The following is a 12,030-nucleotide window of genomic DNA, read 5'->3' as shown; positions in this document are numbered from 1 at the left end:
ATTAAATGGTTAATTATCTAGGCACCGCGATTCCTGCGAGAACCGTTTTTTTATTTTCAATTTTGAAAGCATCATAGCAATAGCTTCTGATTTGCTTTGCGAACTTCTCCGCCTTCTGACGGTAGTCAGGATCTGTTACTGGGAATAGAAGTGTTTTGCCTTCTTCCATTCTCTTGTCGATAGTTACATTGGCTGCTGTGAAATACATTATTTAAGGTCGTTTAAGCGTTGTAAGTACTCCGTTTGCATTTCCTTGACCTCATTGAAGAATTCCTGAACCAAATCATTTACTTCTGGTTTGCCGAAGTCAGGTACTGATTTTGGAAATTCCATTTTGCCGATAAACGCTACGGCCTTTTCCTTGCTAGGCTTCAACTCTTCCAGACGTTTTGCCTCAGCTTTTGCACGTTCTTTAGCTTCTTGCTCTGCCTTCTCAGCAGCGGCTTTTTCTTCAGCGGCTTTTCGTTCTGCTTCAATCTTAGCTACACGTTTAGCTTCGGCATCTGCAATACGCTTCTTTTCAGCTTCAAGTTCTTCGCGTTCCTTCCGCAATTTATCTTCTGCGGCCTCTCTCTCAGCTTTTGCTTTAGCTTCTGCCGCTTCGCGAGCCTCACGCTCTTTAGCTTCCTGTTCTGCTTTTGCTTTCGCTTCTTTTTCAGCCTGTGCACGAGCTTCAGCCTGTTGTTTTTCAAACGCTGCACGTTCTTCAGCAAGGCGTTCACGTTCAACACGAGCTTCTTCCTGCTCAGTTAGGAATGCTACACGTTCGTCAAGTTGCTTTTCAAGAAGATTTTTCTTCTCAGCAAAATCCATTTCAAATTCTTCCAGTTCCTTTTCTGAAAACTCTTGCGCTTGGGTCTCAAAACCGGTTCCTACATCTCCTCGCTGATTGAAAGTCATTTGAGATATTTTCTGCTTCCAACTCTGATAAAAGGCATCAATACCACTCAATATTTTATCCTTCCGCTCCTGCTCTATACGCTCCTTCTCTGCTTTTTCGGCTTCTTTGATCGCCTCATATCGTCGAACTTCATCCTGCTGTTTTTCTTCGTGAGGGAGTGTGATATCAATAAGCTCTTGTGAAGCTTCAGAAACCTTAGTTCTGAATGCCTTTAATTTTGATGCTATGGTTTTTTCCTGCTTTTGTACATCTGTACGTGCTGTTACCAAAGCGGTACGGGCCTTTTTAGCTTCCTCGTAGGTTGAGTTATCCTCGATTGCTACATAGGGATTATCATTTACGATGGCCAATTGTTTTTCTCTCCATCCTTGTAATTCCGGTAGAAGATTTGCTTCTAAATTGTCAAGATCGATTACTTGAACTTCTGCTACTGCTGTACTCATTTTAAAATTGATTTTGGTTAAAAAACATTGATTCTGATACTCCGAACTCTGTATAAGGATCGCAGTATTCTAATTCGGGTTGATCTTCTTGCACTTCAAGTTTTTCAACCGTTTCATTCATTAATAGCTGTAAGGCCAGTCGTTGCTCCTGGGTAGGCTCCATCTGATTCCAGCTGCTGCCATAATTGTGACCGAAATCTTCTATGGTAACATTGTGACCGGTTACCATTTCTGCATAGAAGCTCATTTCGTATTGATTCAGTTTAGCGGTGAAGCCAACTGTTTCGAGATCATTACCAGTGTCAAGCTTTGCTTTAGCTAGTAGGTTATTGAATATCGAATCCTTCATAGTTGAAAGAATAAGTAGACTGCGAACAAAAAAACCGCGAACGAGAAACCCATAATTACACCAAGTTGTTTACCGGCTGATTCTCCTAGGTTGTAGCTGTCTTCACTAAAGTCTTTTGGATCAATTTTAGGCTTGTTCATTGTTTTTAGTTTTAAACTCACAGAAGAGTTGATTCATAAATTCCTTTTCTATATCTGATGCGTCAGCTAATTTTTTACCGTTAACCAGCCATCTTCCGTTTTCCTTTGTTGCTTCTAACTTGAGCCCTTGAAAGTTTTTTGAATTGCTCACAGTAGTAAGCTGCGCGTTGTTGCTCATAAGACATTGTTTTTGGCTTACCTGCTTTTTCGTCTAACAAGGCTTGTAATTCCTCGATAGATAAATGATCTTTTGCTATTTGCAGGTAAGGATTCATTATGCTTGTGCTCTGTACATTTTGTGATTTTCCAAGGCTGACTTGGCACTCATCGCTTTGCTATAGTTTTCTGATCGAAGAGTTTCTACTATTTTGAGATCAATAACATTTTGAACTGGTATTCCTTTAGCTTCAGCCTCAACAACTCGTTCTACGTAGTGAAGAGCATCTGCATATCCTACGCGCATAAACTTCATTACCTCGATGGCTGTTTTCTCAATCTGAGTTTCTATCTCAGAAGGTGTCATAAATTGATATTTGATATGTAGTGCTTTCATTATGCTAGGATTTGAGATTTGTAAGAGGCTGAAACCAGACTTAATTTGCAGTCGGTGCCGGTCTTGGTAAATAGGTTCTTTTTGTGATGGTTTAGAGTTATAACAGTGATGTTTAAAGCATCAGCTATTTCATAATCTGTACATCCTCTGGCAGACATATCTATGATCAGTAGATCTCTGCTGTTGAGTTCGGCACCGTTAATTCGTAGACTTTTATTTGCAAAAGCAAGAGAAGGGCAATTCTCAATGTGGCGGAAGTTTTCTGAAGGCTGAAGCTCTCCGTTTTTGATATCTGGTTGATGGTCCAATCCGCCCCACATATAGTATGTGTACAATTCAACCTTTCGTGTAGTGCTTAATTTTACCCCTTCCTCTTTTTCAAGTATTCTGAAGAAGTTCTGAGCCGGCTTATCTTTGTAAAACTCATTAAGAATTAAAGCGAAATATGATGCTTGCAGTTTTTTAAAAGGAAAGCATTTACCTCCTTGAAAAAATCTGACGGTCATATCCTTTTTGATTCCGACGAATTCTAAATCTACTGGGTTCTTAAGATCTAACCCTGCAACAACTGCTTGTGGTAAGTTTCCGGTTGTAGTACTTTTGTGGTGCATAACTTGAAATTTTAATTGTGAATAATTGAGATTTATGTGTTGGCCTTGTAGTTACAGCTACAGGGCTTTTTTATGCGACTTGTAGCTTCTTAGCTAATTCAGTTTTTCTTTTTTCGCGCTTTTCATTTTCTTGGCGATAATGGTCTACACAATCAACTATGATGTCTTCAATTTTTGGCATATTTCTGTCACCATTTAGAACTTTAGAGAAAGTATGTACCGTGTAATACTCACCTTTGCGATTTTTCAATTCTTTCTCTTGAGCGTAATCAGCTAACTTTTGAAGGAAACCGTGCCCTAGGGTATCGGTAAATAAATCTTTTGTCTGAGGGTCTATCATAGCTATCTATTAATGCTTAAGACTAATATTTAAAGTATATTTGTCTCGTTGTGTTATTTGTTTTGTCTAGCAAATATACTGTACTAGACAGTATTAAAAGACAGTAAAATTGTTAAAGTTTAGTATATACTGTCTATTTGTAATAATTCTAAATTGTAAAATTCGTGAAGTCTGATTTAGAAAGGATTCTACATTACTTCAATAATACTGATACTTCAGCCTATGAGGTAGCGAAAGCTACAGGGTTGACAGAATCGGGGATTGGAAAAATTTTGAACGGTGTTTCTAAAAATCCAAGGAAAAAAACTATTGACCTATTGCTGTCTTATTTTGAAAAAGACAGTAATGCTGATAATTATTCTGTTTCTGATAATAATAGTTCCTTATATGATCAGTTAGTAAATTCTAACGGTAACAAGTTTTTTGAAAAACCTGATGGGAGTTTTGATATAGAAGTAAACCTAATACCCTTTGATGCTTACGCTAGTTATTTGGAGAGTTTAGAGGAAGCGAGTGTTCATGAAGATTTCGAGAAAGTTGTATTCAACGTTGATCGCTACGGTAGAGGAAATTATAAAGCATTTAAAATTAAAGGAGAAAGTATGAATAGTGGGATGATTGACGATGTCCCGGATGGAGCTTTAGTTTTAGCTAGGGAAATAGGGAGACATCACTGGAAAGATGGATTTCACGATGCAAAACACGGATTCATTATATTATGCAAAGACAGTATTTATCATAAAGACATAGTAGATTTTAATAAGGAATCAGGAGATATAGTTTGCGAAAGCAGAAATAACAATAGGGAGTTTGTAAAACAATTTTCAATAAATCTGAACGAGGTTTATCAAATTTTCCGAATTATCAAAAGACAGATGTAAAATGAAAAAAAATCTATTCATATCAACTATTTTAATATTCCTTATTCAATTTGTTGCTGCTCAAAAGATAATAGAAAATAAAGTTGATGAATTTACCGGAGATAAAATTATTAAGACTAATTCTAACACACTAATTAGTAAAGGTAGTTCTTGGCTTCAAAATAAATCAACTGTCAATTACGGTTTCGTTAAGATTAATGGGACTATTCAGCTTAATATTAAAATGGTTTTAAATGGCGGGAAAGTCTTCTCCATAAATGATGATAATAAAATTATTTTCCTGTACGAAAACGGGAATAAATCAGAGTATTATCCAATAGAAAGTGTAGTAGCTGGACAAGGAGATGCTGCTAGTGGTTTATGGGGAAGTGGTCTATGGGGCGTTGATGCATATTTTTATTCTGAATCAGGTTTTAGTGATCTTTTAAAAAACAAAATTTCTAAAGTCAGAATTTATACGGATGAAGGCTATCTAGAAGATGATATAAAATCTAAGTTAGATAGAGAAATTAAAGAAACTTTAGAGTTAATTATTAAGACAGTAAATAGCGATAAATAGTTGAGCATAAGGATAAACCCGGTGCTCAAATGGCAAAAATACGCTTACTGAATCGCATACTAAATCGAATACTATAACAGCATATTTCATAAAATAACACGCTGCAACCCCAGTGTTTACGTTCTAAAGTGGCAAAAAAGCGGATTCATAACCCGGAGGTCGGGGGATCGTGCCCCCCTCTCGCTACTTAAAAAAGCAGTTACATTAATTTGTAGCTGCTTTTTTTATGCGGATATAATTCAGGTAAATTCAATTAAGTTTATCTCTATAGGCACTTGGTGTCACACCCGTACTCTTTTTAAAAGCCGTAGAAAAATGCTGGGGATTTTTGTAGCCTATTTTATCTGCTATTTGGGCAATACTCAAATGCGAACTTTTTAAATACTTTTGAGCGCGTTGCATACGTACTTCATTGATATACCCAAAAACCGTCACCCCAAAGGTTTGCTTAAAATTGCGTTTTAGTTCATACTCGTTAGTCCCTATAGTTCTGGCTAGCGTCTTTAGTGTATACGGATTTCTGATGTTCTCAATAATTTGTTGCCGAGCCTCATACATTTGCTTTTCTATATGTACCGGCATCTGTGTAACGGTCGCTTGCTTCTCTGAATAAACCAATAACAACTGGAAAAACAACTCGGTTATTTTAGATTGCAAGTGAATGCGTTTAAGATATTTAGGACATTTGTAATCTAAAATATGGATGATTAAGTCAGACATCACAGCAGACTTTTTAAATCCAGACTCAAAGAATATTTTTAACTGAGTATCCTTATCAAATACATCGTGCTCTGTTTGCGGAATAAGCGTTTTTATGAAATTTTCAGATAAGGTCAACACCACAAAATCGGTAGCACCTGTTTCATGCATCAATGACAAGGCATCTGTACGCTGATAAATCATATTTAGATGATCTGGTTGCAGCGTAACAAGATTATTAGCTACAGACAACACTATTTTCCCTTTTAATAAAAGAACAATTTTTACCGAAGCTTCATCCTGCTGCGGCCATTGCAGAAGTGCCGTTTTATATGATGTAAGTTGTACGCGGGTTATCGCAAACTCTTCAAGAAAGGCATCTGTAATTTTAAGATCTAAATCATTTTCCTGTAAGGTAGCCGTGCTCTCAAGATGCGCTGCATTAATGCGCTCTAGTGAAAAACGCGCTCCAGCTTGTTCAATTTCGTTTCGCGATGTTAGAACAATACTACGCGCAACTTCCTCAACCCTTGATCTAATTTCTCCCGCTCGCGTATGTATCATTTCTTATAAATCGATGTAATAACCACAAAAATATTATTTTTATTTAATCTAAATAGTAAATAAACTAAAAGCTTTTAGTTATGTCATATATGTCATTGATTTACAAGAATCCGTACGGTTCAGTCTTCACGATTTCTGATGCACCCAATCCTAAATGCAACTATCAATTGGTAATCGACTCGATGGGAATTTTTATGTCTAAAAAAGATATTTATTCCCTTCTAAATATTGTGAGGTCCTATTTTCAGCCGTGTTACTGCGAAAATTGTCAAGGCAAACTACCTGATAAATTATACTTACCTGACACCAATAGTGAACTCTGTCTTATGGTAGACCCGCTGCTTTTAGCTGATTTTGAAGAACTTCTTGTAGGAGCTACGTTTCACATTGAAATGCAGGAAACTTTAAAGAATCATGAGATTGATTCTTGAACAGCTTTAGCGAAATGCTAGAGACTAAATTCCGCCTGACGTATCTATTTCTCCGCCTCGCGTATTTAGAACCATTCTAATTCCGTACATATTTGCAGCCGCAAAAAGTAAATTTTAATAACCTGCTATGCTCAGCTTAAGTATTCTATTAACCGCTCTTGGCTTTTATTGCTGCTACAGCACGTCAAAACGAGCTATGCTACCAAAGGGAAATCCGGTAGTCCTATGGGCATCTTCAAATGCAAAAACCAGTAAATACTTAGGGCTATTTTTGATGACGCTTGGCCTTATTTTATGTGTGATTAATCTAGGGCTTGGATCCGGAAGTTTTTCTTTTCTCGTAATTCTAATGACCATCGCAAGCATTCAAGTGCTGATAGGGCCCTTATTTATTACCAATAGTAAACAACTGGCTGTAGTTTTTTTACTAGCGCTAATTCTTGAATTATTCTTATAACTATGCCGGCTAACAAAAAACACCTTACCCGTTCCCCGTGGCAACGACTCGCTAAACTTATTGCCGGATTTGTAGGTGGCTATTGCATCACGCAACTGCTTTTTATGCTTATTCTAAAATTTGCCGCACCTACCGAAACACTGATCACGCTTCAGTACGCTGGTTTTGCGGTTTGGGTAACGCTCTTTTTAGTGGTCTATCTCGTTGAAAACGGATATAAAATTCTAGCCCTATATGCACTACTCTGTGCAGTATTATATAGTCTCATCAATTTAATCTAACGCTAAACTCCTTCTATGGGACAACGATTATACAATGTGTTTTTTCATACGCATACCATTAGTGGTATTGTAATAAGCGCATTACTTTATGTTATCTTTTTTACGGGATCCATTTCATTTTTAAGAGATGAGATCAATGCTTGGGAACGCAATGAACCCATTAAGTCTGCTTATTTTAGTACAATAGATTTTGATCAGGCCTTAAACGAATTGAGCACAGACAAGCCTTTATATGGTAGAGACTTGATGTTCAACCACCGCTATTTTGAGCGCAGATTAGGGGCGACAATGACTAAATCTAAAGATACCACCATACAAGATGCACCTCAACGCGGTCGTAGAGGAAACTTCTTTTATATGGATATGGATACCTTTAAAAAAGAAGATTACACTTCTAATTATAGTCTTGGAGAGTTCTTTTACAGGTTGCATTTTTTTGCACAGCTTAATTTTTTTAGCAGATCAGGGTACTACCTTTCGGGCTTTGTTGCATTTTTCTTTTTGTTTGCTGTGATCACCGGTGTTATTGTGCATTGGAAAAAAATCATTCCTAGCTTTTATGTATTCCGTCCTAAAGGAAAATGGAAAAATATATGGACTGATGCTCACGTGGCCCTTGGGATGATTGGCTTGCCGTACCAGTTTATGTTTGCACTTACGGGTTGCTTCTTGATTATAGGCTATATGGTTATGTTTCCACCAGTTCAATCCTTTATTTATGGTGATGATGTACAAGCTTTTACCAAGGATATTCAGTATGAAGAAAATCCAACTTATGAGTTTACGTACCAGCCGTTAGAAACTGTACCATCTATAAACGATTTTGTTGCCAGAACGCTTAACAAATGGCCTGACATTAAGCTTACCGCGCTTGATGTCATTAACTACGGTGACCAAAGTATGCATGTAAAGATCTATGGGGCGCCAGATTTTGACCAAAAGCTTTTAGGTACCGGTCATATCACTTATCGTGTTCAAGATGGTCAAGTGGTAAACACTAAAGATCCCTACGGAAAAATCTCTTATGCCGAAGGTTCACTCAATCTGCTGCGCAGGTTACATTATGGTGATTTTGGAGGTTACGGCATGAAACTTATTTACCTCCTACTTGGGTTTATTACATGTTTTGTAATCCTAAGTGGTGTGCTCATTTGGCTTGTGGCCCGAGATAAAAAACATGTTGCCCCTGCAAAACGCATATTTAATAAATGGTTAGTTCATATTTATATGGCTGCCTGCCTGAGTCTATATCCTATTACGGCAGCTACATTCACAGCGATCAAAGTTTTTGGTAGTGATCTAGGTGACATGCGCCAGACCTTTATATATCACGTATTCTTTTACAGCTGGTTAGGCCTAAGCTTAGTTTTAATTGCCCTTAGAAATAATTACCTCATCAATAAAATTTGTCTCATTCTTGGAAGTATCCTAGCGCTAAGTGTTCCTGTCGCCAACGGACTTGTAACCGGGAATTGGCCTTGGGTATCTTGGAGTTCAGGCTTCAGTCAGATTTTTGTGGTTGATCTCTTTTGGATCTTGATGAGTTTGAGCTCTATCGCTGTGGTCTTTAAACTGAAAAATAAAGACATCTCAAAAGCTTCAACTGTTAAACGCTCACGAGCATAAATCTAAAACTGAAACACTAGTATATAATCCGTATGACGTAGCTCATTCTCCGCCTTGCGTAGTTGGAATAAAAAGAATGCTCCTAGCTTTGTGCTAATTTGTATTCAATCTAAATAATAAGGTTATGGAAACATATAAAAAATGGAGTACACAAGATTTAATAGAGCTTTCTAACCAGCTGGGATGTCCTTCAGGACCTCAAGGAATTGCCGTTGCGCGGCGCATGCAAGAATCAAATAAAGAAATGGTTATCAACGCGTTCACTGCGCTTGATGTACAACATAACAATAACATATTAGAATTGGGTCCGGGAAATGGTTGGCACCTTTCTCACGTATTAAAAAACAAAAAGAACCTCACCTATACAGGCCTCGATATTTCAACTTTAATGATCGAAGAAGCAAAAAAATACAATAGCGCATTCGCTAAACAACAAGCACTAGAGTTTAAAGCCTATAATGGCAAACTCTTAGATTTTTCAGAGGCTGAATTTGATAAGATTATTGCTGTAAACACACTGTATTTCTGGCAAGAACCTGCTAAAATAATCTCCCAACTTTATAAGCTCTTAAAAAAAGGTGGTGCACTGGTGTTAGGTTATGCAGAACGCAAATTTATGGAGCAGTTGCCTTTTACTCAGCATGGGTTTGAGCTTTATGATTCAGTAGAGCTATTAAGCCTTTTGGAAAAGTGCGGCTTCTCTAATTTTCAACTAAAAGTGCATACAGATTCAGTCTTGAGTAAAATGGGAACCGCAGTAGAACGCGATTATACCATTCTCAAGGTTACTAAATAATTCAATTTTCAACAATCAATTTACGACGCCATATGTCTAAACAACTACGCAATCTTGTGATTGCTTTTACCTTAATGCTCATCGGTATAGCAGGTAATGCTCAAAATGTGATCACAGGTAAAATCTTGGATCAAAATCAAGAACCTATTCCCGGAGCTACTGTTTTAATCAAGAATACCACCACCGGTACTTTAACCGCAGACAATGGTTCGTACCAATTAAAATCATCGCAAAAAGGCAGGTTTACTTTAGAGGCCTCTTTTATGGGCTTTAAAACATTTAGCCAAGCGATCGAACTTACAGGAAATACGCAATTAACGCTAAACATTACGCTCGAAGAAGCTACAAACGCTCTTGATGAAGTTACGGTTACAGGAAAAAGCGTGGTTCAGCAAGTGCGTGATAAAGCCTTTAACGTAAGTGTAGTGGACACAAAAAAGTTGAGCAACACCACTTTAGATTTGGGTCACGCTCTAGACAAAGTGAGCGGGGTGCGCGTGCGTGAAAACGGAGGAGTTGGATCACAAATGAATTTTTCGATAAATGGATTCAGAGGAAGACAGATCAAATTTTTTCTTGATGGAATTCCTATGGAAAATTTCGGTTCAGCCTTTCAACTGAATAATATTCCTGTAAATCTCGCTGATCGCATAGAAGTCTATAAAGGTGTGGTACCCATTGGTCTTGGTGCTGATGCATTAGGTGGAGCGGTTAATATTGTTACCAATTCGTATACGCAGAATCATCTAGAAGCATCCTATTCATACGGCTCATTTAATACCCATAGAAGCACTGTAAATGCCATTTATGTTTCAGATTCTGGTTTTACCGCTCAGGTCAATGCATTTCAAAATTATTCTGATAACACCTATAAAGTTGACGTAGATGTCGCAGATATCAATACGGGAGAGTATTACCCTAATCAAGAAGTAGAGCGCTTTAATGATCAGTATCATAACGAGACTGCTATTATTAATGTTGGGGTGGTTAATAAATCGTATGCAGATCAGCTCTTGTTAGGAGTTACTTTAGGCAAGAGCTATCAGGAAATTCAAACCGGAGCACGTTTGGTAAGTGTTTTTGGAGGCTGGCACCGTAGAGCCAATATTGTGATGCCTAGTTTAAAATATAAGAAGGATGATTTTATCATCAAGAAATTAAATGCGCGTATTAGTGCCAACTACAACCTAGGCTCTGAACAAAATATTGATACGCTAAACCGCAGATATAACTGGTTGGGGCAATTTAAAGAATATGAAGGAGCCGGTGGTGAGCGCTCCTACTCCTTATACAAGTACCGCAACAATAATGGTATTGCTACAGCGTCTTTTGATTACAAAATAGATGACCATCAAACTATTGCTTTAAGCAACACCTTTAACACCTTTAACCGAAAAGGAGAAGACGAAGCCAACCCTGACAATGATCGTTATGATGAACCTAGAAAAACGATGAAAAACGTATTGGGGCTTGGTTATACTTATGAGCAAGAGAACTGGAACGCTTCGGTATTTATGAAGAATTTCTTTCAGCAAAATGAGTTTACCGCTTCTTACAATCCTACGGGTAACTATGGTGATGTGGCGTATTACAATACCATCAATACTTTTAACCATATAGGTTATGGTACTGCACTAACCTATTTCTTACATAAGAATCTTCAGTTTAAAGCTTCTTTTGAAAAAACATACAGACTTCCAGCAGCTAACGAACTTTTTGGTGATGTGATCAACCTTCAAGGTAATACAGATCTTAAACCAGAATACAGTTACAACTATAACTTAGGTACGAGCTATTGGCTAACTTTTAAGCAGGATCTCATCAATTTTAATCTGAACACGTTTTATCGCGATGCTAGCGATTTTATTCGTCCTGAACTTAATCAAAATCAGACGAAGCAGGTAATGGGCAATCTTGCTAGCGTTACCAATGCCGGTATCGAAAGTGAAATACGCTATCAGCACGGCAAATCATTTGCTGCCGGTCTTAGCGTCACCTATCAAGAGCTCAGAAATGATACCCGCTTTGTGGGAGATCAAACTGTAGAAAGCATCGTATACCGCGACAGAATTCCCAATATGCCTTACCTCTACGGAAATGCTGACGCTAACTATACTTTTTTTAACGTCTTAAGAAAGGACGACAATTTCAATATAGGGTATAACCTGCTTTATGTGCACGAGTTCTATTTGTACTGGCCTAGTCAGGGAAGTGAAAAACTGGTTATCCCAGAACAGCTAGCGCACGATGTAACCCTTACCTACACGCTTAATAAAAAACTACAGTTCACGCTGGAGTGCCGAAATATAACCGATCGCAACCTCTATGATAATTTCTCATTGCAGAAACCCGGTCGTGCATTCTTCGGAAAAATCAAATACACAATTCTATAAACAACT

General features: G+C 37.7%; 16 protein-coding genes. 8 read left to right on the top strand and 8 right to left on the bottom strand.

Features of this window, described 5'->3' with window-relative positions; all coding sequences use genetic code 11:
* Window positions 1–13 precede the first annotated feature (13 nt).
* The 7 genes from HCN54_RS03710 to HCN54_RS03680 form a co-directional block, all read right to left on the bottom strand.
* Window positions 14–208: a hypothetical protein gene (locus HCN54_RS03710; RefSeq protein WP_167596588.1), complete on the bottom strand. Its 195-nt coding sequence runs from the start codon at window positions 206–208 to the stop codon at window positions 14–16.
* Window positions 208–1,344 carry a hypothetical protein gene (locus HCN54_RS03705; protein WP_167596587.1) on the bottom strand — a complete coding sequence of 379 codons (1,137 nt, stop codon included), beginning with the start codon at window positions 1,342–1,344 and terminating at the stop codon, window positions 208–210. The genes HCN54_RS03710 and HCN54_RS03705 overlap by 1 nt, the downstream gene beginning before the upstream one ends.
* Window position 1,345: 1 nt before the next feature.
* The gene (locus tag HCN54_RS03700) at window positions 1,346–1,693 is read right to left on the bottom strand and encodes a hypothetical protein (protein ID WP_167596586.1); all 348 of its coding nucleotides are present in this window, start codon (window positions 1,691–1,693) and stop codon (window positions 1,346–1,348) included.
* Window positions 1,694–1,819: 126 nt separating this feature from the next.
* Window positions 1,820–2,011 carry a hypothetical protein gene (locus HCN54_RS03695; protein WP_167596585.1) on the bottom strand — a complete coding sequence of 64 codons (192 nt, stop codon included), beginning with the start codon at window positions 2,009–2,011 and terminating at the stop codon, window positions 1,820–1,822.
* A 96-nt stretch (window positions 2,012–2,107) separates the two neighbouring features.
* Window positions 2,108–2,356, bottom strand: a complete 249-nt coding sequence (locus tag HCN54_RS03690) for a hypothetical protein (RefSeq protein WP_167596584.1) — start codon at window positions 2,354–2,356, stop codon at window positions 2,108–2,110.
* A gap of 29 nt (window positions 2,357–2,385) precedes the next feature.
* Window positions 2,386–2,997 carry a helix-turn-helix domain-containing protein gene (locus HCN54_RS03685; protein WP_167596583.1) on the bottom strand — a complete coding sequence of 204 codons (612 nt, stop codon included), beginning with the start codon at window positions 2,995–2,997 and terminating at the stop codon, window positions 2,386–2,388.
* 70 nt (window positions 2,998–3,067) lie between these two features.
* On the bottom strand, window positions 3,068–3,337 hold the full coding sequence (locus tag HCN54_RS03680) for a hypothetical protein (RefSeq protein ID WP_167596582.1): 270 nt from the start codon (window positions 3,335–3,337) through the stop codon (window positions 3,068–3,070).
* A 164-nt stretch (window positions 3,338–3,501) separates the two neighbouring features.
* Here HCN54_RS03680 and HCN54_RS03675 point away from each other — a divergent pair, with 164 nt between their 5' ends.
* Entirely contained in the window at window positions 3,502–4,218 is a 717-nt protein-coding gene (locus HCN54_RS03675) for a helix-turn-helix domain-containing protein (protein WP_167596581.1), read from the top strand.
* Window position 4,219: 1 nt separating this feature from the next.
* Window positions 4,220–4,777: a hypothetical protein gene (locus tag HCN54_RS03670; protein WP_167596580.1), complete on the top strand. Its 558-nt coding sequence runs from the start codon at window positions 4,220–4,222 to the stop codon at window positions 4,775–4,777.
* 249 nt (window positions 4,778–5,026) lie between these two features.
* Here the strand turns inward: HCN54_RS03670 and HCN54_RS03665 are convergent, their stop codons facing one another.
* Complete coding sequence (locus HCN54_RS03665) at window positions 5,027–6,040, bottom strand: helix-turn-helix transcriptional regulator (protein ID WP_167596579.1); 1,014 nt, start codon at window positions 6,038–6,040, stop codon at window positions 5,027–5,029.
* Between the two features lie 80 nt (window positions 6,041–6,120).
* Between HCN54_RS03665 and HCN54_RS03660 the strand changes: the two genes are divergently transcribed.
* From HCN54_RS03660 to HCN54_RS03635, 6 genes are all read left to right on the top strand, one after another.
* The gene (locus HCN54_RS03660; protein WP_167596578.1) at window positions 6,121–6,471 is read left to right on the top strand and encodes a hypothetical protein; all 351 of its coding nucleotides are present in this window, start codon (window positions 6,121–6,123) and stop codon (window positions 6,469–6,471) included.
* Between the two features lie 196 nt (window positions 6,472–6,667).
* Complete coding sequence (locus HCN54_RS03655) at window positions 6,668–6,928, top strand: hypothetical protein (protein ID WP_167596577.1); 261 nt, start codon at window positions 6,668–6,670, stop codon at window positions 6,926–6,928.
* 2 nt (window positions 6,929–6,930) lie between these two features.
* Window positions 6,931–7,209, top strand: a complete 279-nt coding sequence (locus HCN54_RS03650) for a hypothetical protein (RefSeq protein ID WP_072984828.1) — start codon at window positions 6,931–6,933, stop codon at window positions 7,207–7,209.
* A gap of 15 nt (window positions 7,210–7,224) precedes the next feature.
* On the top strand, window positions 7,225–8,835 hold the full coding sequence (locus tag HCN54_RS03645) for a PepSY-associated TM helix domain-containing protein (RefSeq protein ID WP_167596576.1): 1,611 nt from the start codon (window positions 7,225–7,227) through the stop codon (window positions 8,833–8,835).
* 124 nt (window positions 8,836–8,959) lie between these two features.
* A complete protein-coding gene (locus tag HCN54_RS03640) occupies window positions 8,960–9,631 on the top strand; it encodes a class I SAM-dependent methyltransferase (RefSeq protein ID WP_167596575.1) in 672 nt (223 codons plus the stop codon).
* 32 nt (window positions 9,632–9,663) lie between these two features.
* Window positions 9,664–12,024 carry a TonB-dependent receptor gene (locus HCN54_RS03635; protein WP_167596574.1) on the top strand — a complete coding sequence of 787 codons (2,361 nt, stop codon included), beginning with the start codon at window positions 9,664–9,666 and terminating at the stop codon, window positions 12,022–12,024.
* Window positions 12,025–12,030: the final 6 nt, after the last annotated feature.

The organism is Leeuwenhoekiella sp. ZYFB001, from assembly GCF_011784865.1.
Classification (GTDB): domain Bacteria; phylum Bacteroidota; class Bacteroidia; order Flavobacteriales; family Flavobacteriaceae; genus Leeuwenhoekiella; species Leeuwenhoekiella palythoae.
This window is presented reverse-complemented; position numbering and strand designations above follow the sequence as displayed.